The organism is Rhodanobacter sp. A1T4, assembly GCF_014207185.1.
Taxonomy (GTDB): domain Bacteria; phylum Pseudomonadota; class Gammaproteobacteria; order Xanthomonadales; family Rhodanobacteraceae; genus Rhodanobacter.
Map to the genome: position 1 here is coordinate 132,252 of NZ_JACHCP010000011.1, position 25,272 is coordinate 157,523.

At 57.3% G+C, this 25,272-nt stretch carries 5 protein-coding genes; all 5 read left to right on the plus strand.

The window, feature by feature from the left end; translation table 11 throughout:
- Positions 1–311 precede the first annotated feature (311 nt).
- The 5 genes from HDE80_RS20040 to HDE80_RS20060 all read left to right on the plus strand — a co-directional run bounded on the left by HDE80_RS20040 (position 312) and on the right by HDE80_RS20060 (position 25,135).
- Complete coding sequence (locus tag HDE80_RS20040) at positions 312–23,279, plus strand: polymorphic toxin type 46 domain-containing protein (RefSeq protein ID WP_184673795.1); 22,968 nt, start codon at positions 312–314, stop codon at positions 23,277–23,279.
- Position 23,280: 1 nt separating this feature from the next.
- Positions 23,281–23,577, plus strand: a complete 297-nt coding sequence (locus HDE80_RS20045; protein WP_184673797.1) for a hypothetical protein — start codon at positions 23,281–23,283, stop codon at positions 23,575–23,577.
- Between the two features lie 273 nt (positions 23,578–23,850).
- Positions 23,851–24,153 (plus strand): immunity protein Tsi6 family protein, encoded by a 303-nt coding sequence (locus HDE80_RS20050; protein ID WP_184673798.1) that lies wholly within the window; start codon positions 23,851–23,853, stop codon positions 24,151–24,153.
- A gap of 35 nt (positions 24,154–24,188) precedes the next feature.
- Complete coding sequence (locus tag HDE80_RS20055) at positions 24,189–24,698, plus strand: hypothetical protein (protein WP_184673800.1); 510 nt, start codon at positions 24,189–24,191, stop codon at positions 24,696–24,698.
- Between the two features lie 182 nt (positions 24,699–24,880).
- The gene (locus HDE80_RS20060; RefSeq protein ID WP_184673802.1) at positions 24,881–25,135 is read left to right on the plus strand and encodes a helix-turn-helix transcriptional regulator; all 255 of its coding nucleotides are present in this window, start codon (positions 24,881–24,883) and stop codon (positions 25,133–25,135) included.
- The last annotated feature ends 137 nt before the right edge of the window (positions 25,136–25,272 follow it).

The window sequence follows — 25,272 nt, forward strand, 5'->3', positions numbered from 1 at the left end:
TTCCAGGGGCTTTTTTGTGCTCGAAGTTTGGTGGAACCTACTTTGTTCGCTACTTGTTTCTAACCACAATCAGCCGCCCGATTGTGAGTGACCGCTATCTTTGCAGTTCTTTACCTTCACCGTTTTCGTGCCGTGGCGATAGCCAATTTTCCTGAGATGTGCGGCCGCAGGCGCGTCATTTGGACTTCTTGAAACGATTCAACAAACAGCGTTCAGAGTCCCCCCTAAACTTTTGAGCGCGAACCCGGATAAGTGCTAATAGGAGGGGATGCCATGTCGGCGCTGCCCCCCGGCATGGCGGGAGCGGGACAATGGTTGCAGTGATTTCGGGGAACGGGCTCGGTCTTGGCAATACCTCGCTGACCCAGTTGGGCCAGACACAAGGCGGCCAGGCGGCCTTGGGCCAAGGCCAGGTCAATCAATACCTCAATGCCGCAACCGGCAACCTTGTTCTGCAAAACGCCGACGAGGGGCTGATCTTTGATGGTCTCTCACTCAACGTATTGCGTACCTACAACAGTCTCGGCCAGCTTAGTGCCAGCGATGGCTGGAGCTTTGGCTTCACCCGCTCGGTTGGCGGGTTAACGGGTGCACTCGATAGCGCCGGCAGCACCATGACGCGCAACGCCGACGACGGCTCGTCCGTGGTCTATGTCTATAACGCGACGACCGGGATCTACGTCAGCAGCGACCAAAGTGGCGCCATCGACACGCTGAATTACAACGCCACCAGCTCTACCTGGACATGGACCGACGCTGCCGACCAGCAGCAGGAAACCTATAACGCCAGCGGCCAGCTCACTACCTTAGCAAGCCTCGATACAGGGGCTAGTTACAGCTTCAGCTATAGCAACGGGCAGCTCAGCCAGATCACTGCCGGCGATGGCGATAAGTTGTTGCTCGATTACAACACCAGTGGACAACTGACCGGCTTGTCGATTCAAGAGATTCCGCCGGGGCAAACCACGGCGGTAACTCGTCAGGCTGTCAGCTACGGCTACGACACGCAGGGACGCCTCAGCAGCGTCACCACGCTTCTTGCTTCAGACACCGATGCAAGTAGCACCGCCAGCTACGCCGTCACCTATACGTACGACGGCAATAGCGACCGTATCGCTTCGGTTGCCCAAAGCGATGGCACTGCGGTTAGTTACACCTATACCGAAAACGCACAGGGCGTCTATCAGGTTGCGAGTGTCACAACAGGCGTTGGGGCTGCTGCACAAACGCTAAGTCTGAGCTACGGCGTCGATAGCACTACGGTCACCAATGCGACTGGATACACCACGACGTACAATTACAACGCCGCCAGCGAGCTCACATCGGTCGTTGGGTCGATGGTCAATGGCGTTGCTCCCAGCACTTCATACACCTACGATGCTAACGGTAATGTTCTAACCGCAACCGATGCTGACGGCGCGGTTACCAGCTATCAATACGATGCAAGTGGTAACTTGTCCAGCGTGGAAGATGGTGCCGGTAACAGCGTCAGTTACACCTACGACGCGCAAGACCAACTTACGAGCAAGACTACGTATAGCGTCGCTGCACAGGGTGCAGTAGGCGAAGAAGGCTACGTTCCGCCGAGTGGTGCACAAACCACCTATTACGTCTATACCGCAAGCGAGCAGCTTGCGTATGTTGTTGATCCTCTTGGTAACGTCACGGCCAATTCGTACACAACGGCCAATGGCTTAAGTCTTCTAACCAGTACGCAGCTCTATCTAGGCGCGACCTATGGCTTGGGTTCTGTTTCCACGACAGCGCCGCCAACGGAGGCTGATCTTCAAGCTTGGATATCTAGCGCGGAAGTTCAGAGCACGCTCGGTCAAAGTACGCGAACAGACTATAGCTATGACATTCGTGGTCAGTTGTCGCAGCAGACTCAGTGGGCCGCGGTAAGTGCAGACGGCGTGGGTATATCCGACGCAGAGGCCATTGTTACTTCCACGACATACAGTGCCCAAGGTCAGTTATTACAGAAAGCCACTTATCAAGGAGGCAGCAGTACAGATCCGGCTGTATCGAGTTACGCTTATGACGGCCTCGGGCGATTGATCGGAAGCACCGATCCGAACGGCAACTCGACGAGCTATCTCTACGATGACAGCGGCAGCACTCTTGTCATCAGTCAGGCCAATGGAACAACAACGACCCAAGTCCGCAATAGCGCGGGCCAGTTAGTCAGTAGTACGCAACTGTCCGCTACGGGGACCACCCAGGCTAGCCAGACGCTCTACAACGCCGATGGTCAGGCCGTTGTAACGATTGATCCTGCAGGCAACCCCACGTATGCATTTTACGACGCGGAAGGTCGATTGGTTGGGACCGTCGATGGAACGGGCGCGGTCGTTGCCTATCAGTACGACGCCGATGGCAACCTCACCCAGACAACAAATTACACAGCGACCCTAAGTACTGCTGGCTGGCTGGCCGCCGGTGCGCTGACAAGTAATTTCCCTGCAGCGTTGCCGGTGCCAGGCATTGCAGATATTACGACGACTTCCGTCTACGACGCCGCTGGTAATGTGGTGGCAACCATCAACGGCGCGGGCTACGTCACGATTACCGGTTATGACGGGGACGGCAACCCAACCGCCGTTACGCAATACGCAACGCCGCTAACGAGTGATCAAATGCTGGTGCTCGGCGCATCACCCTCGCTAGCTGCTGTTGAAGCCGATTTATCCCCTAGTACAAGCGATCGAATCACGCTCACTATCTACGACGCCAATGAGCAGGCTGTAGCGACAGTTGATCCAGCCGGCACGGTACGTGTCGCTAGCTATGATGGTGCCAGCAACGTCATTAGCACCAGCGTCTACACGACGGCACTGACGCAGGCGCAGATTCAGGGTTTGCGCGGAACGCCCACCCTCACCGCTTTGCAGGTGCTGCTCAGGCCCACGGCGCAGACCATTTACAACAGCAGCAACCAGCCCGTGGCAACCATCAGCGCGACAGGGCAGGTGAGTGCCACCACGTATGACGCCTCAGGTGATCCCGTAGCTGTTATGCATTACGCGACCCCACTTACGGACACGCAATTAATTGCTCTGGGTACGGCCCCATCATTCGTCCAGCTCATGGCTGACGTGACGCCTGGTGCCGGCGATCAGGCAACGCTGTCCATCTACAACAGCAGCCATCAGGTAGTGGCGGTTATCAATCCGACAGGCGTCGTAACTGAGACGGTCTACGATGCAGCCGGTAACGTTGCCTCGCAGACTGTATACGCGACCCCGTTAACAGCGGCCCAGTTGAGCGGACTTGGCGATCAGCCGACGTTGAATGCATTACAGGCAGTCATCACCCCCAGTGCGAGTGATCAGACCGCTTACACGATTTACGATCAAAACGAGCAGGCTGTCGCGACGGTGGATGCCAGCGGAAATGTCGCGACAACGACATACGATCCGTCGGGCAATCCCACGTCGAAGACTCAATATGCCACGCCGCTGACACAAAGCCAGCTGTCGACACTCGCCGGTTCGCAGAGCTTGCAGACCGTGCTTGAACTGGTTACGTCCAGTCCTGGCGATCAGACGACACTGACGATTTACGAAAATGGCAAGGTCGCGGCAACCGTCAATTCGAGTGGCCACGTCACATTTACCAGCTACGACGCCTCAGGTAATGCCGCGACGGTAGGAATGACCACGCCGCTCAACGCGACCGAGCTAGCGCTGGTTGATGCAACTCCAACGCTCGCCGTACTCCAAGGCTTGCTCGCCGAGAACGCTGGCGCATATACCGAATCGGTAACCATCTACGACTCAGAGAATCGAATTATCGCGATCGTCAACTACGGTTCCGTCCAAACGATGACTTACGATGCCAACGGCAATCAGACATCTTCTATTCAATACAACACACAACTTACCGAGCAGCAAATCAATCAGCTGGCCGCTGACCCGACGATTCAGAACCTGAATTCACTAATTACGCTGAGCCAATACGACAATTCCAGCACCACCATTTACGACTCCAGCAATCATGTTGTTGCTACATTGCGGTCAACCGAGGTTTACATCTCGGGCACCGGTTATCAATTTGAATATCTGGCGACGACCTATGCCTATGACGCATCGGGGAACCAGGTCGCAAGCACGAGCTATGCGCAACCGCTGACCACCTTACAGGCGGATGCCCTTGCAGAAAGTCCTACGCTCGCAACTTTACAAAGCCTGATCGTCCCCAGTTCGAATGATGTGATCACGGTAACGATCTATGACGCCGAAAATCGCGTAGTTGCAACGGCAACGCCGCAGGAATCGTATAACTATTCAACCGGTGAATATGTAAGCACCGGTTCTGTCGTTACAACTACTACTTACAACAGCTTTGGCAATGTCACGGCTACGACCAATTATGCAACGCAGCTTACGCAAGCTCAGGCTGAAGCCTTGGCGAGTTCCCCAACACTTGCCACGTTGGCGTCGCTCGTCACGCTTGGTAGCGCAGATCGGACGTCGATAAGCATCTACGACGCGAATGACCGCCTGGTCGCCTCAATTGCTCCGCAAGAGACCTACGACTCTTCAACAGAGGCATATGTCTGGCAGGACACCGTAACGCAAACGGGTTACGACCAGTCCGGCAACGTGGTATCCACGGTTAGATACGCGAATGTCCTAACGGCGGTTCAAGCCGACGCTCTGGCTGATAGCCCTACGCTTGCCACACTCGCATCGCTGGTTGCGCCCAGTCCAGCCGATGCAACAACGATAAATCTGTACGACAGCAATAATCGGGTGATTGCTTCGGTCGCGGCATCAAGCATCTACGATGCAACAACCAGTTCGTACATCTACGCTGGCGATATCACAACCAAAGCGTACGATGCGGCAGGTAATATTGTCTCGTCAACGCAATACGGTGACACGATAACCGCGCAACAAGCTGCCACATTGGTCGCGGATACGTCTCTTGCAACGTTGCAAGGCATGATCACCCCGGGAGAGGGGGATCAGACGACGCTCGCGATTTACGATGCTAATGAACGCGAAGTAGCGATCGTTACGCCGGTCTACGAGTCCTACGACAGCACGGCCGGCAGCAATGTCTACGGCGGTCAGGTCGCGGTCACGGTATATGACGGGACTGGAAAGGTCGTTGCAACGACAAGTTATGCAACAGCGCTGACACAGCCCCAGCTGGAGGCGCTCGGAAGCGCGCCGACATTGGCGGATTTGGAAGCGCAGATCATCTCAAGTCCAGACGACCAGACATCACTCACCATCTATAACGCGAACGAGCAACCCATCGCGACGATTACACCTAGCTACACCTACGACCCGGTTACCGGTGTCGACGGCTATGGTGGAGCGGTGACAACTCAGACGTACGATGAGGCAGGAAATTTCATCGCGACGGCTCAGTACACACTAGCACTGACAGCATCGCAGCTGAGCGCCCTCGGTACATCGCCGACGCTCTCGGATGTCCTTAACGACCTTGGTTCCAGTGGGTCGAACATCGCTGGATTAACCATCTACGACGGCAACGAAAGACCGGTAGCGACCGTTAGCGTGAACGGCAATGTCGTGACGACGAGCTATGACCTCGCGGGCAATGCCACCGTCGTTGATACATACGCGACTGTGTTGACGCAAGACCAGATGAACGCATTAGGTGCTAACCCGAGCCTGTCGGCGCTTCAAGCGCAGACAACGCCAAGTGCCAGCGATCTGGTGTCGGTAAAGATATACGACGCCAAAAATCATGTGGTCGGGACGGTCACTCCGGTTTACAGCTATAACTCGAATACGGGGGGCTATGGATATCAGGAGCAGGTACAAACTGATGCGTACGACTCCTATGGAAATCTGGTGGCGACAGTCCAATACGCCAATCCGCTCACTATGGCGCAGGTGCAGAGTCTGGGCTCGAGTCCGACGGTCGATGCGCTTCAAGCGCTGATTACGCCGAGCGCTAGCGACGTTGTCAATATCACCCTCTATGACGCACAAAATCATGTCGTTGCATCGACCAACCTAGGTTACACATACGATCCTTCCACAGGCACGGACGTTTATGTCTTTTACGTGAACACGACGTCGTACAGCGCCGCGGGCACAGTGGAAGGAAGGACTAGCTACGTTACGCCACTTACCGTGGCGCAAGCAGAAGCGGTCGCGGCAAATCCGACCATGGACACGTTACTCGCTACCGTAACGCCCAGCTCAACCGACTATACGACTGTCAGCATCTACAACGCTAACGGTCAGGTTGTCGGATATATCAGCGATCAATACCAGTACAACTATTCCACCGGCGAATACGGATACGTTAGATACGCTACAACACATTCATACGATGCCGAAGGAAGGCTTGTTGCTACGACAAACTATGGGCTGCCGTTAACAGCAGCGCAAGCTGATATGGTCTCCAGTGACCCGACGCTAGCCACGTTGCAATCGGTCTTGACCCCCAGCAGTGGTGATATCACCACTGTTGACATCTACGACGCCAACAACAATGTTATTGCGAGCCTTGGCCTTGGCGAGGACTATATAAATGGGTCATTCGCTGGATACGTGGGTGTCGTTAATACGTCTACCTACGATGCGGCCGGAAATGTCATACAAAGTACGTTTTACAGCAACACCCTTACGTATACGCAGTGTGAGGCGCTAGCCCAGAATCCGACGCTTGCGACGCTTCAATCGCTGCTGACGCCGAGCGATGACGACAGGACGGATCTCACGGTCTACAACGCCAACGAGCAACCCGTCGCGACGATTGAGGCAGAGAACTACACCGATCCCACGACCGGCGACGAAGCAACAGGCGGCTCCGTAACGCTCACGACGTACAATGAGTCCGGCAACGTTATTGCGCAAACAGGATATGCAACGTATTTGACGGCGGCGCAGGTCGCCAGCCTCGGTAGCTCGCCGACGCTGGCTGATATCCAAGCCTTGGTTACGCCCAGCGCGAACGATACGACGTCGCTCACTATTTACAATTCCAGCGAGCAGCCCATCGCTGAGGTGGCGTACGAATACGACTATTCCACTTTTGAATATGGTGAATACGTCACTACCACGACCTACGATGCCGCCGGCAACGTCGCATCGACCCGGTTGTATCAAACGCCGCTTACAGAAAGTCAATTATTGACACTTGGCGCCACACCGACCTTGGCACAGCTGGAGGCGGTGGTCACCGCGTCGGCGAACGACAGCCTCGGCTTTTCGCTGTACGACAGCGACAATCGAGTAATTGCCTATGACAACGGCAACGGCACCGTGTTTACCACGGCCTACGATGCAGCCGGAAAACCGACGACGACAATCGAGTACGACAATACGCTTACCCTGGCGCAGGCCGAAGAGGTCGTCAGCGATCCGACGATGTCCATGCTCCTGTCGTTGGTGGTTCCGAGCAGTAACGACAGCATAAGCGTCAACATCTATGACGCGAACGAGAATCTGATCGCTGAAGTCCGTTCCTACGACGACGTCACCATGATGACGTACAACGGGAATGGCGATCTCGTCACCACGCAAGAATATCCAACGACGTTGACCACATCCCAGCTTGCGGCACTCGCGGCGGCGCCGTCTCTCGCCATGCTGCAGACATTTATCGACATTAATGAGGGCGCTACGCTCGCGCAAACGTTTTATAACGCTTCAGGCCGCGTGATCGCGTCCGTTAGCAGTACAGGCGATGTCACCACCACCACCTATGACGCGAACGGAAATATTACCGACGTTACAAACTATGCGACACCGCTGAGTTCCACGGTCGGTTACATCGCCAGTTATGCACAGCTCATGACGCTCGTGACGCCCAGCGCATCCGACACAACGACACGCACCATTTACGATTCGAACAACCGTCCCATCGTGACCATCGATTCGTCAGGCTACGTCACGGTAACCGGCTATAACGCAGCCGGTGATGCCGTGTCCCTGGTACATTACGCGACACCGCTTACCATCGCTCAACTTGCAAGCCTGGGCACTGTGCCCACGATGGCCTCACTGCAGGCGCTGATAGCACCAACCGCGCGGACCATTTACAACTCGGCGAACGAGGCCATTGTCGCTATCGATGCGCAGGGCAATGCAACATATAACTTCTACAACAGTGCAGGAGAGCTTTCCGGCGTGGTCGATCCGGATGGCGCTGTCACCACATATGCCTACGATGCCGATGGGCACATCATCCAGGCGACGCAATATGCGACGTTGATCGATACGTCCAGCTGGCTCAGCAGCAGCGGAGGGGTTACTGCGAGTTATCCGGGGTCGCTGTCGGTGCCAGCAGCAAGCGCTGCTGACCGCACCACCACCACAATCTATAACGCCATGGGTGAGGCCGTTGCTTCCATTGATCCGGCAGGCAACGTCACCACGGCGACGTTCGATGGTCTGGGTCATGCGGTCTCGACGACGCAGTACGCCACTTCTCTTACGCAAGCACAGATTGCGGCGCTGGGCAGCACATCGTCGCTGGCCATGTTGCAGGCTGATCTGGTTGTCTCGCCAAACGATAGAACGACCACGACGATCTACGATGCGGACGGTCGCGCTGTCGCCAGCATCGATCCTGCAGGGTACGTGACCACCAAAATTTACGATGCCGACGGCGATGTGCTCCAACAGACCTCGTATGCCACGGCGTTATCGTCTGGCCAGTTGGCGGCTCTTGGTAACGAACCCACGCTTTCGGCGCTGCGATCCGATCTAGTGACGAGCACTCAGGATCAGACCACACGAAGCTATTACGACGCACTCGGTGACTTGGTGGGTCAGGTCGATGCGGATGGCTATTTGACCATCTTCGCTTATCTTCAGTCCGAGACGGTGACGAGGCGCTATACAACAGCATTGACCACCGCTCAGATCAACTCGCTGACCAGCGACGAGAACGCGCATAGCCTGTTGATACTGCACGGCGGCGACTCCAACTTTGAACAGACCCAAGTCCACTATGGCCTTGACGGCCAGGTTGTCAGCAGCCTCGCCGCCGGCAGCCTCGCCACTGACGGTACGGTGACGAACTACAGCTACAACACGGCGGGCCAGCTGCTGAGCACGACCGTCACGCCGGCGGCCGGACAGGGCGGGGCGCGGACAACCAGCGAGACGTACGACGTTTACGGTAATCCTGCCACGAGCACGGATGCCGATGGGAACGTCACGACCTATGTCTATAACGCCATTGGCGAGAAGACCGAGCAGACGGATGCCGCCGGAAACACGACTTGGTACTACTACGATCTCGCGGGCAACATGGTTTGCTCTGTGCAAGGGCAACCGGACGCGGGGATAGCAAACGCACTTGGCGATGTGACGGTCTATGCCTACGACGCGTTCGGCGGTGTCACCAGATCAACGTCTTACGCAGATCCACTGGCACTTAAAGCCGTGGCGGGCAGTGTTGCCGATATTTCAACACTGGCGGGTGTAACCGCTGCCTTGGCGGCTTTGCCGACGCTTCCGGAAGACGTCAATAACACGCTTTCAACCACCTATACGGCCAACGGTCAGGTAGCGAGCGTTACCGACGGTGATGGGTATGAAACGATCTACACCTACGACGCCTTTGGTGATCGTGCCCAGGTCGTACAGCAGGTTGGTGATCCGGGTGAGCCACTAACCGCCGCCAATAGCACGACCACGGACTACACCTACGATAGCCGTGGCGAGCTCACCTCAGAAACGGATGCCGCGGGCACTGCCGTCGCGAGTACATCGTCCAAGACGTATGACGCCTTTGGGCGTGTTACCAGCGATACCGACGGCAACGGCAATACGACCCATTATGCGTACGACAATCTCGGCAATCAGTTTGGCAGCAGCGAAGTCGTGCAGGGCGTTACACGCACAACCCAGGCGACTTACGACGCGTTCGGCAACGTTCTTACGCGAACAGATGCGCTCGGTGACACCACTCAGTATGCCTATGATCTGGCGACTCATACGACCACGGTGACATCTCCGGATGGCGTCACCACCGTAACGGTGGCGGATGCCTTTGGCGATGTGTTGCGCGTGACGGATGGCGCAGGTAATGGCAAAACGTATACGTATGACGCTGACGGCAATCTGCTGACTACAACGGATGGGCTCGGCAACACCAGTACCAATAGTTACGACGCCGACGGCAACGTCATCCAGACTACCGACGCGACCGGCGATGTTGTTGCGTACACGTACGATGCCAACGGCAGCGTATTGACCAAGACGGTCGATCCCAATGGGCTCGACGAAGTGACGTCCTATGTCTACGACGGACAAGGCCGGTTGATCCAGACAACCGATCCTGTCGGGACCATTACAACCTCTTCCTATGATGCTGACGGCAACACGTTGGAGACCCAGGTTGCGGGCAGCAATGGCCAGATCGTCGAGGATACGACGTATACCTATGACGGTAACGGTAACGTACTCACCGTAACCCGGGGTGCCGGTTCATCCGTGGCAACGACGACACAGTATGTCTACGACAGCCTTGAGCGCGTGATCGAGGTCATTGTCGATCCGACCGGACTCGACCTCACAACAAGCTATACGTACGACGCGAACAACAATGTTCTTTCGACGACAGATCCGGATGGCAACACAACGTATACCCTCTACAACCAGGCAAACGAGGCCGTCTACACCGTAACACCTGCCGGTACACCGGGGGCAGGGCAGGGCATCATCACGCAGAACTGGTACAACGCCAATGGGCAGGTCGTGTCCACGCGGACTTATTCGACGCTAATCAACGCAAGCGGGTTGGCGTCGAGCAGCGGTAACGTCGAGGCCGATCTTGCCATCGGACAGTCGTTGGCAACGAGTGCTGCCACAACCCATGACGTGGTGAGCTACAACGTATACAACAACGATGGTCAGTTGATCTTTCAGATTGACCCCATGGGTAACGTCACCGAGACGCGTTACAACGCCTTGGGTCAGGTGTCGGAAACACTTGCGTACGCTGAACCCGTGTTGGTTGGTACGGCGCTGGCGGCGGAACTGCAGGCCGGCACGGTGCAGCCGTCGGCGATCCAGGGCGCGCTGGCTACCGTGGGGGATGATGACAGTACCGCGCGTGTAAGCTTCGCGTACTACGACGCTGATGGCCGCATCGCATATACCGTTACGCCTAACCTCGTGGACGGCGTGCTCGGTGCTGTGGTTAGTGCAGTTCAATACGACGCTGCGGGGCGCGTCATCGCCAACATCGTCTATGGCGTGCCGCTTTCAATGTCTGACGTAGGTGATACTGCGACGACCGCGTCGATCGCCGCGGCCATTGCGAGCACGAATACGTCTGCCACAACGAGTATCACGCAATACATCTACAACTCCGCCGGTGAGCAAGTCGCGCAGATCGACCCCAATGGCAACGTCAGCTATACGTTCTACGATGCCGATGGGCGGGTGATCCTGACCGTCGATGCGATGGGCGATGCGACCCAGTACACACGCGACGCACTCGGACGAGTCATTCAGCAAACGTCGTTCGCAAACACCATCAGTACGTATGGGTGGCTGGTTGATGGCGTTGTCCAGGTCAATGAAAGTCAGGCACTGCCTACGGCCTATCCATATGGTGATCGAGTCACACAGACCACCTACGACTCGGTTGGTCGGGTATCCAGCGTCTCGAAGTATTCTGAAGTGGGATACGAATACACCTATAACTCTTCAACAGATGAGTGGACGTATGGGCCGACGTACACGGATGGCGACAAACTCACCTACACCTATGATAATGACTCTCGGGTTATTCAGACCGCTAATGTCGATCTGAGTGGCGCTTCCCAGACACGCAATAATTACTACTTCTACGATGCTGACGGAAATACCACCGGCATACTCAATGCTGACGGCTACCTGACCACCAATAGCTACGATGCAGCCGGTCAGCTTGTCCAGACCACGGCCTATGCAACGTTCGTAGGTACCAACCTGGAGGGCGACAGTCCGTTGTCGAGTCTGATTCCCTTGCCAAGTGCGCAAGATCAGACGACCACAAACTTCTTCGATGTCCAGGGCAATCTCGTCGGTAGCGTCGATGCCGACGGCTATTTTACGCAGTACACCTATGACCTCGATGGCAACCAGCTAAGCACGACACGCTACGCGACGGCCGTGCCTTCGAACGAATTAGGCAGTCTGGATTCCATCGAGGCATTCCTGGCAGGTTCCTCCTCGCATCAAACCGTGAACACGTACGACGCTTACGGTGATCTGCTGACCTCGCGTAACTACGAGGGCGCCACCACCCAGTACGTCTACGATGATTTGGGCAATGTTATCCAGACGACCGAGGACGCTGGAACGAGTGAGGCACGTACCACCACTAGTACTTACGATGCGTTCGGCAATGTCATCAGCACGACAGACGGTACCGGTGATATCACCACCTATACCTACGACCTCGACAACAACAAAACGTCCACCACCAATGCGCTAGGTAACACTACGTGGTACGTCTACGATGCCAACAACCAGTTGGTTTTCACCATTCGCGGCCTTGCGGACGACACCGGCGCACAAAATGCGTTGGGCGAGGTATCCGAAACGGACTACGACGCGTTGGGCGACGTCGTTCAAACCGTCGTCTATTCAGATCGCATCACGTTGGGAGCTGATTTCTCACCAACGTTGTCCAGTGTGGGTAACGCTGTGAACGCTATAGCCAATAATGGTGTCGACTGGGACAGCTACGTTGACTATACCTATGACCTGGAAGGCAATGTCGTAGGGAAAAATGACGGAAACGGTAATCAGACGAATTACACATACGATGGCTTCGACGAACTGACCTCCAAGGTCGATCCGGATACCAACGGATTGACCAGCCTCTACACCTACGACGCGATGGGTCAAATGACCAGCGAGGTCGACGAAATATATGTCTCGTCTTCCGAGTACGGCGGTAGTGGCGGCAGCAGCGAATTCGCCGTAAGCGAAATCGCCGTTGGGAGCGGCGGGAGCGGTGGCTATAGCGGCGGCTACCAGGTCCTGCGTGAGTTGCAATGGACCTACGATGCCTTCGGCAATGTAGCGACGTATACCGACGGCAACGGCAACACCACTAGCTATAGCTACGACGATCTCGATCAGCAGACCACGCAAGGTCTGATGGTATCTGGTGCGCTGCGTGAAACGTCGAGCAGTTATGACGCTTACGGTCGCGTTCTCACGACGACGGACGCGATGGGTCTGACGACGACATACGCGTATAACGATGCGAGCCACAGCATGGTGATTACAACACCAGGCGGTGTGGTGACTACAACGTCCTACAATGCCGAGGGTCAAACGGTCGCCGTTACGGATGCCGCTGGCGATACCACCAGCTACCAATATGACGCCGATGGTCGTTTGATACAGACCACCAATCCCGACGGCAGCACCGTCACCGATCAATATGATGCCGTAGGTGACCTGATTCAGAGCGAGGATGCCGATGGTAACGTCACTGCCTATACGTATGATGCAGCCGGCCGTTTGCTGACCCAGACTATTGACCCAGCCGGACTGGACCTCGTTACCACGTATGCCTACGATGGCCGCGGTCTGCAGGTTGCCGTCACCGATCCAACGGGTGCGGTTACCACCTATGTGTATGACGGCAACGGCAACGTTATCGAAATGGAACAGGGAAGCGGTAGCGGGCTCAATGACATAGGCATCGAGACCGACTACGCCTATAACGACCTCAATGAGGTTACTGCAAAGCGAACCTACAGCTCCGGAGCCGATGGTGACTATGCGCACAGCGATATTTACCAATATGACGCGCTAGGTCGACTGACCAGCGAAAGCCTGGACAACAGTTCGGTATCTTCCACCAGCTATACCTACGATGCGGATGGCAACATTACGTCCAAGACCGTGGGTGAATATACCTACGACATTTACGGAAATATTCAATCCCAAACCATCGCCAATAGCACGGCCTACTATTTCTATAACGAAGCCGACCAGCAGGTGTACGCCATCACCCCATCGGGCGGCGACGCTGGTGTTTTTGCCTATGGAACCGGATTGCCAGAACCTACCGGCACCATCACGCAGACCTCGTATAACGCCGACGGCCAAGTGGTCGCGACCACGCAATACGCCAATGCGTTGCGGCAATTCGTCATGGGGTTCGCCGCTGACGGTGACTTGCAGACCAGCACCGTAAGCAATTTCATCACGCCATCGGCGGACGACCGTACGACCTACCAAATTTACAACGCCGATGGCCAGCTGGAATACAGCATCGACCCTACCGGTGCGGTAACCGAGACGCGTTACAACGCGCTGGGTCAGGTATCGGAAACGCTGGCGTATGCAACACCGGTTTCGGTGAGTTCGGACTTGAGCGTCGCGATCCTCGCCGGCACGGCCTCGACCAGCGATATGCAGACGGCCCTGTCGGCGGCAGGAGACAATGACGCGAACGCGCGCGTCACCTTCAACTTCTACGATGACCGCGGTCGTGTTCGTCTGACCGTCTCACCGACAACAATCGGTAACGTCAGCGGCGGCATCGTGACCAGTTACGAGTACGATCCAAACGGCAACCTTGAATCGACCACGCGGTATGGTTCGCTGGTGCCAACCGCACAGTTCACTGGAAATGCCACAACCGCGTCGCTCAACAGCTACCTGGTCGGCGCTGCCGATACGCAAGTCAGTCACGACATTTACGATGCCGACGGTCGACTTGTCTACACCATCGACGCACTCGGCAATGTCACTCAGACGGAATACGACGGCGACGGTCGTGTGACATGGACCTTGCAATACGCGAACCCCATCAGTGCGCCTTACAGTTGGACAGAGGCGGACGTGGCAGCGGCGGTGCAGGCAGCCAATCCCGACAGCTCGTCGGTGCGCGGCACCGGCAATGTCTATGACAGCGTCGGCAACGTGGCCGAGACGCTTGATACATTGAGTTCAACGCCGACGGCGACTTATATCTACGATGATCGTGGCCTGAAAGTCAGTTCCACCGATCGTGACGGCAACACCACGACATATAGCTACGACAGCTACGGCAATCTCGTCGAAGAGACCAGCCCGCCGGTCGCCGTTGCCTCCTATGACAGCAATGGCAACTACCTGGGAACGGTCGAGGAAAGCATTGTCACGTCGTACCAGTACAACACCGAAGGACAGCGGACTTCCAAGACAGACGCCAGCAATACGGCGCAAGCGAGCACTACGCAGTACGTCTATGACGCTGCGGGTAACCTCATTCAGACCATCAAGCCAGATCCCGGCGCCATCGATCCGCAGACCGGTCTGCTGGTACCGACCGGAACCACACCGACCATAACGATCAGCTACGACGCCTTTGGCGATGCCGTCGTCAGTCAGGATCAGAACGGCAACTACGCGTACAACGTCTACGATCAGGACGGCCGCCTTGCGTATGCCGTCGATGGCGATGGTTACGTCACCGGCTACCAATACAACGCCTACGGTCAGCAGACGGCCGTTACGCGCTACGCCGATGCCATCGATACATCGAGTCTCGTCGCCAACGGTACCTGGGCTGCCGGTCAGCCGCTCAGCATGGCGCAGATGTCATCGGTGCTGGTGACATCGGCATCGGATCGCATGATCACCACGACGTACGATAGCCAGGGCAACAAGTTGTCCGTGACCGAGCCGCCGGTGACCTACACCAACGCCGATGGCACCGCGTCTGTGGGCTCTCCGGTTACGCAATACACCTATGACGCGTTCGGCAACATGACCAGCGAAGCGGTGCTGGTGCAAGGCGACCCAGGTCAGTCCAATGCGGTCTGGGCGACCACTTACAGTTACTACGATGCCCTCGGCAACAAGACCATGACGGTCGACCCGATGGGCTACGTGACAACCAACACGTACGACGCCTTCGGTGATGTGCTCAGCACAACCCAGTGGGCAACCGCCATCTCCACGCAGGGACTCACCGCCGGTGGTCCGCCGCCGGCCGATCCGCCGTCGGGCAATGCGGCGACCACGGGCCTGGATCGCGTCACCAACTACACCTACGACAACGACGGCAACAAGACCAGCGAGTCGGTCCTGCGTACCTACGTCGATGCCAGTGGTGCCACCGTCGAGGGCTATGTCACCACCACCTTTGGCTACGATGGCGAAAATCGCGCCACCAGCGTCACCGAAGACGGCGAGACCGTCACCACCCAATACGACGCGCTTGGTCAGGTCACCAGTATCACGGGACCGCAGCAGCAAGTGCTGGTGAGCAACTGGCAGGCGCTGCTGCAAGCCGATCCGTCACTCGATCTGACCAGCGCCTCGTTGTATACGACGGGCTCGCAGGTGGTCAGTTATACCTATGACGCCCTCGGCAACAAGCTCACGCAGTCGCAGAGCTCGACCGCGTCGAGCCAGTCGGTCACCTCGTATTATCAGTACGATAATGCGGGCCAGGTGGTCGCCAGCGTCACACCACTGGATGGTGGCGCGCCGAACTGGACGTCCGATCAAGTCAGCTACATGACCTACGACGGCAACGGCAACCTGCTCACGACGGTCTCCACGCTCACCGGTGACGATGCCTCGACCGTCGTGGTCACGACCAGCAATACCTACGATGCGGACAATCAACAGATCGCCAGCGTCACCATGCGTACGGGCGTTTTTGTTCCCGATAAGAGTGTCGTGACGCAATACGATGCGTTTGGCGAGGTAGTCGCCAGCGGTGACGGTATCGTCGTCAATTCGGCAACGACGTATGACAACGCAGGCAACCGCAGTACGGCGATCGATCCCAAGACGGGCGAGTTGCACACGTATGGCTACAACCTCGCGGGCCAGTTGATTACCGATACCGTGCCGCTGACCGGTTCGAGCGGCACGGCGCAAACCATCTACACCGTCGACCTCGACGGCAGGGATATCGCCGAGCAGGCACCGAGCAGTACCGCGGCATCGGGTGAGAGCGCTGGCATTCTGCAGGCAACGTACGACGCCTGGGGTAACGTGCTCAGCTCCACCGACGCGCTCGGCAACACGATCACGTATGCCTACAACGAGCGCAATGATGTCGTTACCACGACCGAGGCGGCGGTAACCGTTGTCAGCGCCAGCGGCGTCGCGACCACCACGACGCCGGTCAAGACAACGTCGTACGATGATCAGGGCAGCGTCGTCTCCAGTACCGACGAAGATGGCAACGTCACGCAGAACGTCTACAACGCGTTAGGCCAGGTGACCGAAACCATCGACGGCACCGGCGCGGTAACACTTACGGGCTATGACGCGCTGGGCAACAAGGTCGCCAGCCAGGACGGTAACGGCAATATCTCCTTTACCAATGTCGATGCCCTCGGTCGCACGGTGCAGTCGGGTGACTTCGTGCTTTCCGCCGACGACAGCTCGCGTCAGGCGGTCTGGCAGCAGGCCTATGTGCTTGACCAGAACGGCGACCGCGTCATCAGTTATGACGGTATCGGCAGCGCCTATCTGCAAAGCGGCGACACCACGGATGCGGCACTGCACGCCAACTACGATGGCTATGACAGCCAGGGTCGCGTTATCTGGAGCCAGGATGCGGCGCAGCGCGCGGCCAGCGTGTCCTCTCAGCACACCGCGCAGGCAGGCAGCTGGACACAGGCACCGACGAATGCCGACTTCTCGCAAGTCAATGTCGGCTGGGACTCGGATCCGGGTTGGGTCATCGGTAACGGGCAGGCCGCCTACGAAGGTAGCTACGGTGGCAACACGATCAACCAGGATCGCGTACCGGTGGTGCCGGGCCAGATCATTTCCGCGACATCGCCACCCATCCTGATTGAGGGGCCGCACGGTGGCGGCGTCATTTTGATCAACTGGTACGACGCCAACGGCAATTTCCTGAGCACCAGCTCAGGCAATATCGTCGCCAAGGACGATTCCGGCGATCAGTCCTATGTCACCGGCACTGCACCGGCCGGTGCGGCGTTTGCATCAGTAGGCTTGAACGCCACCAACTACGGCGAATCCACCATTGCGTTCGCGGGCACGGTGACGTGGGATTACGTGCCACCCGCCGGCGCCACCAGTACCGGTGCGAACGGTTCCCTCATCGTATGGCTACCCAACGGCAGCTATACCCAGCAGCCGGCCAATCCGGATTTCGAGGACGGCGACACGGGTTGGGACAAGGGCGCGGGCTGGTCGATCGTGCAGGGCACGAATACGTCCAACGGTTCGTGGGTCGCCGGTTTCAACGGCGATGCGTCGGGTTACATCGTCAACCAGGACCAGGTGCCGGTGACGCCAGGCCAGACCATCAGCGCATCGATCCAGGTGTCGCTGTATCTGGCGCCCGATGGGGCCGAGGCGGCCGGTGCGGTGGCCATCCAGTGGTTCGACGCCTCCGGCAACCTCATCGGTACCAGTGTAGGCAACGTCATCGATTCGGATCATGAGGGCCAATACCACACGTCCAGCATCACGGCAAACGCCCCACCGGGGGCGGCTTACGCCGCGCTGGCGGCCTACGGCAGCGCCAACGGTATCGGCGGCGTCGCCGTCGATGCGGCGGTATGGAACTACCAGTACATTCCCACCACGCCCACCGGCGTGGTGCAGGACACCTACGTCTACGATAGGGATGGCAACCTGGTCGGCCAGACCACCGCCGATCGCGATTCGGAAACCTGGCAGTACAACGCCTACGGGCAGGTAACCAACCACATCGATCTGAGCGGCGCCAATTACAGTTACACCTATGACGCCAACACGGGCCTGCTGACCGGTGAGAGCGACAACTGGTCACCGACGGCACAGGGACAAACCACACCGGCGTACGTCACCGCGCCGATCACCACGCCCAACAGCTCCACCGACACCTACTACGCTGACTGCCAGCTGGCCACGCAGACCTACTCGGACGGATCGAGCTACAGCTACAGCTACGATGCGAACGGCAACCAGATCCGGCAGGAGTCAACCACGGTCGATGGCAACGACCAGGCGGTACACACCGTCACCACAACCACCTACGACAGCCATAACCGCATCAGCAACGTGGTGGAAACCAACGAACTGACCGGTGCCGTCACGCTGAACGAAACCACCAGCTACGACGCCGCCGGCAACCGTCGCGAGGTGAGCGCCACCTCGGGCGGTACCGCAGTGAATGCGTGGTACACCTACGATGGCGCCAACCGCGTAGCGGTGTCGGCCGGGTCGTTGGTGAACGGCCAGATCGTGGTGACCGACACCGCCGATTCGTACGCGCAGACCTACGATGCCGACGGCAACGTGACCAGCCAGCTGACGGTGAACACCGCCGGTGACACACTCGTGCAACGCAGCTATTACGACGAGCGCGACGAGCTGGTTCGCGCGGACTACGCGGTGGATCTCACCACCGGTGGCGCCTCAAAGGGCGTGGAAGAAACGATCAGCTACGACGCCGATGGCCACGCCCTGATCACCGATACGTATTACGCCCTGGGCACCATGCTCGGCGCACTGCCGGCGCATGATGTCGATCCGGATGATCCGGACAGTGGCGAGGAGGGCGGCAGCACCGGCACCGATGTGGGCGGCGAGCTGGACACGGCGACGATCGACTACTACGACGTCGTCGGCCGGCTGGCCGACGAGCAGGACTTCGGTAACGCCACCAGCTGGGACGGCACCGATGGCGGCGCGGCACCGACCACGGCACCGGGTGAGGACGCGACCACCTTCGGCTCGCTGGCCCTGCAGACCTCGGTGGTCTACCAGGGGGCCGACGGCAGCGCCGGCTACGACGCTGATGGCGACGTGTTGGCGTACCAGTACCGCAACGCGGTCACCGGCGAGGTGGATCAGTACGCGGTGACCTACCTGCGCAAGGACGGTTACCTGCAATCCACCACCAGCGGCGAGAACGTATCGGACACGCCGAACGTGCGTCCGTCCACCGACGAGAGCGTGTATGACGACCGTGGCAACCTGGTCGCGCTGACCCAGCACACGCAATACGCCGGCGGCACGGTGGCCGACACCGTGCGGGTGTTTGCCTACGACGGCAACGGCGAGATCATCGAACGGCAGGACGGCACCGCGGATGGCGCGACGCTGGACCAGGGCACCAACCCGGCACTGGAGAACCAGCACTACGTCTACGTCAACGGCCAGCAGGTGGCGCACTACGACGATGCCGGCACGGTCGACGTGCTGTCCGAGGTCACCGCCTTCAGCAGCAGCACCAACGGACCGAACGGTTACGTGGTGCAGGCCGGCGACACGCTGCAGAGCATCGCGCAAGCGGAGTACGGCGACGCGAGCCTGTGGTACGTGGTGGCGCAGGCCAACGCGCTGAGCAGCGACAGCGATCTGTCGATCGGTCAGCGGCTGACCATCCCGCAGGTCACCACCAACAGCAATACCGCCACGACCTACAAGCCGTACGACCCCAGCAGCGTCGTGGGTAGCACCACGCCCAGTCTGCCGACGATTGCACCACCGCCACCGCCGCCGAGTTCGCATTGCAATGCGTTGGCGGACATCGTGGTGCTTGCCGTGGTCATCGTTGCTAGCGTCTTCACTGCAGGCGTCGCAGCTGAAGCCTTCGGCGCCGCATCGGGCTCCCTCTTTGCGGCGGGCACGGCGGCACTCAGCGGTAGTTTGGGTGCTGTGGGTGTGGGCGCGGCGGCGATTGGCGGTTTCGTGGGAAATGCCTTGGGCCAGCTGACTGGCGAGGCCGAGGGCATCCAGCAGGGTTTCTCGTTGGAGGGGGCACTCGAGGGTGGGTTGACGGCTGGACTCACAGCCGGCATCGGTTACGGTCTGTCGGAAACCAATACCTTCGGCGATGCTGTGGGGAATATCCCTGGTGACGCAGCCAGCACAGGGCGCGGCTTGAATGCCTTAGGCCAATACGTGATGGGCGCGGGCTCCTACGCGGCGGGCGTGACGAGCGCGGAAGTGACGCAACAGCCCGAGCATTTCAGCTGGGACGGATTGGTTGCTTCCGCGTTGGCTCAAGGCATCACGGCACAAACCGGGTTGCCCAGTGAAGCCGACGAATCCAAGGGCATCACCACCGGTAGCGTGGCCGCTGATTTGGCTGGTGCAGTCCTTTCCGGCACGGTCAACCGCGAGGTCAATGTGGCGCTGGGCGACAACCATGTGTTGAGCTGGGCACAGCTGGGTGAGAGCGTCGCTGGCAATGTGCTGGGCACGACCGCTATCGCTGGTATCCGGTCGTATCAGCAGCAATCAAATAACCAGACGAGTCAGCAGAACCAACAAACGGAATCACTTAGCAACACCTACGATCCGAACAACTTGCTCGCAAAGTACAACGAGGCGGGTGCGGGCAGCCTGATGGGGGCAGGGTTGTATGGAGCGAGCTCATCGAATGATGGCCAGTCGATGTTGGGTATGGCTTGGCAACAAATGCAGACTACGGGTGCAGGTATTGTCGGATCGACTACGGGTCCTGAAGAGGATCAACCGATTGACTTGAGTCATGTTGACCCACAGGCGGCGCTGGAATTGCAAGAAGAATTAGCCGCGGAGGACATGGCTGGCATAGGTACCCAGACAACGAGTGAAGGCAACGTTTTCGACGCGACAAAATCGCAGGTGACGTTAGGAACGACGGAATTAAGCGACGGAACCGCTGGTAGATTGGCGAGTACGACCAATTACAGCGGAACCTATGTCGATCCATATCTGATTGCGCGGAATGACGGTCAAGCCGACTGGTCCAATACCGTGCAGACCTTCCAGGCAACGGACGAAACAGCATATGCATCTCAACCCATCACCCCGGACCCCGTCCAGCCTATCGGTATTGCACCTCCTATCGATGATGGAACACTGGCGGCGGCGAGAATATTGGGTTCGGTCTACGGGATAGGGCGTGCTAGCGTAAAAGCTATAGGAGGAGGTGTGTTGTTAGCCGGAGAATTTACGGGTTCAGCATTCAATGATGTTTTGGGACAAGGGGGGCTTGGCGTTACAGATTATTTTGAAGCCGATGGTGACATGTTGGGTGAAACTGTCGCGAGAGGAGTGAATGCACTAGAGAATCATCCTATCGACAATGCAATCAATTCTATCCAGTCGACGATCAACCATGCGGCTGCGCTTAGTGGTGATGGCACCATTGCCGGCAATTTCGAATCCGGTGCTGAAATTGGTGAGATCACTACCAATGTTGGTTTGGCAGTGGATGGGGCGGTAGGCCTGGGTCGCCTTGGCGTGGCAAGCGTCGGTGCGCTCAGTGATGGGGTAGCCAATCTAGCCGGCGCACTCAGCGATGTGCGGTTTGTGGGATCGAGTGATGGCTATGCCGCACTCGCATCAGAGAGCCAGTTGGGTGCCGTCGGAGATGATCTCTCAGGCTTCCGACCATCCGTGATTAGCAGTGATATTGGTACCACCGCTGACATTGCAACAGCAGAGGGTAGCGATGCGAGCACCGTTGGCTCAACGGCACGCGATGTTGTACAGCAGGCAGTGCTTGGTGACGTAGCTGATAGCTCAACGCTGGACCAGTTCAATACTGCTTATGACTTCTATTCGGATGCAGGTTACGAAGGCGAGAGGCTAGTTGGTCATCTACAAGGCATCGATTACAGTCAGCCGGTGGGCTTGACGCAGTTGGAGCCTGGGGTTAACTACGTTCAACAAGTTCTCAACGACACCAAGGGGAACTACTTCGCGGACTTGGATACGCCTGCTGATACGTTAGGTATCAACCTTGAAGGGCGTGTGCCGACTTTATACACACCTTCGGAAAGTGTGGCGGCTCTGCAAAGCACTGCTGCTAAAATTATCGATACTTGGACGGTACCGGGAGAGTCTTTCGAAGCGATAGGTGGTGGAAAGCAACTGTTTGTTCCCAACAAGCAGTTGATGATTGAGGTTTCAAATCCAGCAGTCAGCAGCGGAGTTAGGATTGCCACTGAGCAACCCGCAGTGGCAGGCCAAGGAGCTAGCGATCTTCTTAATAATATTCGTGAAGCCGGTGGTACGTTGCCAGTCGTAAGAGGACAGGTCACAGTTCAGGACATTGCTGCAGCATCGAAAGCCGGTGGAAATGAAGTTGCTTACTTCAGAGATCGCGCAACAGGTCAGCTATATGTACGCGAGCTGGGTCCTCAGATGGGTGAAATCCCTACGAATTCCCGACTAATCCTGCATACGCAACCTGGCGAAGGCTTCTTGGCGGTTCAACCCAGCTCCGCAGACCGAGCCGCACTCACTTTGCTAAACCAACGGTCATCAGTAATCGTGAACAGTGAGGGGACGTTTGCTATCCGGTTTAGACCCTTGAATACTGGGGACGGGAACATTCAGGCTATAGGTGATTGGTAATATGGCAATCGAGAACTTCAATCTAACAATGCGCGGACAAGTCTTTGTCTTTGTCGTTGCAAAAAGCACGGAACGACTAAGTGCTCTGGAAAGCGTTTTGCGCGATCTTGGGGCCAAAGTTGTTGGTCCCCAGATGTTCGCGCTACGCAAAGAGAAGACCGCCCAAGAAAAAATCAAAGAGTCAATTGGAAACCTCGGAGAAGGTGAGAGCGTCTACATCCTTGATGCTGAGGAGGGACCACTCGAAGTTCAGATGCTAGTTCCACCGAAACTCGAAGGAGGATTGACCGTCAAGTAGATCCCTCACTAGAAAGATGCCGCCGAAAGGCGGCTTCTTTTTATGTTCCAGACAATACAGGCTTATCTGGGACAGAGACCGCTGGTTCGGTTAGCGCAGAAGGATCGAATCGAAAATAAATTGGACGTACTCATAGCAATAGTTTCTCGTTGATAACGAGAAAATCGTTTAAATGAAAAACATCCGCCTTTGCGAGTTTTTGCCCTAAACTTATGGTTAGATTGCCGCAGTAGCATCTCTATAATTTGAAACGCAGAGGATAGTTGGCGTCTTATGAACGATCTACGCAATTCGGGCGAAGGTAAAAATATGTCATCCAGAATTCAGTTGTTTGAGATGGCTGTGAAGCAATGCGATAGCTTGCTAATACGTTTTCCGGATCGTCAGCCGATCCTTTCCATCCAGCACCAACTTGACTATTTGCTTGCCGTCACACGAGGTGAGCAGGATAGTTCGCGGCTCGGTGAAATTGTCATCGGTGCTTTGACTGCACGCGAAGTCGAGCCCTTGAGTCCGGAGGCTGCCGGGGTGTTTTATAAAGTAGCGGCAGAAGCGCGGTTGATGCAGGGCGAGTAATCACCGACACCTACGCTGCCGGCAACCGCCGCGAAGTGAGCGCCACCTCGGGTGGTACGACGGTGAATGCGTGGTACACCTACGATGGCGCCAATCGCGTAGCGGTGTCGGCCGGGTCGCTGGTCAACGGTCAGATCGTGGTGACCGACACCGCCGATTCGTACGCGCAGACCTACGATGTCGACGGCAACGTGACCAGCCAGCTGACGGTGAGCACGGCCGGTGACACACTGGTACAGCGCAGCTACTACGACGGGCGCGACGAGCTGATCCGCGCCGACTACGCGGTGGATCTCACCACCGGCGGCGCCTCAAAGGGCGTGGAAGAAACGATCAGCTACGACGCCGATGGCCATGCCCTGATTACCGATACGTATTACGCCCTGGGCACGATGCTCGGCGCACTGCCGGCGCATGATGTCGATCCGGATGATCCGGACAGTGGCGAGGAAGGCGGCAGCACCGGCACCGATGTGGTAATCCCCCATCCCTCCTTTCTCCCGCTCACCTATCCAGCAACGTTTCGCAAGCAATTGACACAGTAGATCGCGCATCCCTCATCACATCTCTCCGGCAGCATCAAGGAAACAGCCGGTCCTCCCTGTGAATGATCTGACCCTTATACAGATCAAGAAGTTCTGTATTATTATAAAAATGTCTCTTATAGTTGTTATTTATACCCATATAATTTGTAGCCGTCAACTCCTTCTACATGGATGCTTGCGCCATGAGCAAAGCATCCGTCCATGCCACGCCGCGCCTCGTATTCGCGCGCAACCTTCGTCAGGCCAGACGTCTTAAAGATTTATCGCAGGAAGCGCTTGCGCTGCAGGCGGGCCTGAGTCGCACCTATGTTTCCGAAGTCGAACGTGGAATGCGGAACGTTTCCATCGACAACATGGGGCTGCTCGCCGACGCTCTCGGAATCGCCTTGGGTGACCTGCTGGATACCGACATGCTAAAGCGCCTTGCGACGAGCTAGAGCCTTGCAACACGGGGCGAAAGCGTAAAAAGATCTCGGGATCTGACTCACTTTCCGACGAATCGCTGAATTGCACAAACCAGTAAGCGCCTGGAAATTGTCCCGGAAATTAGGAAATTAAAGGGGGCGGAGGTAGT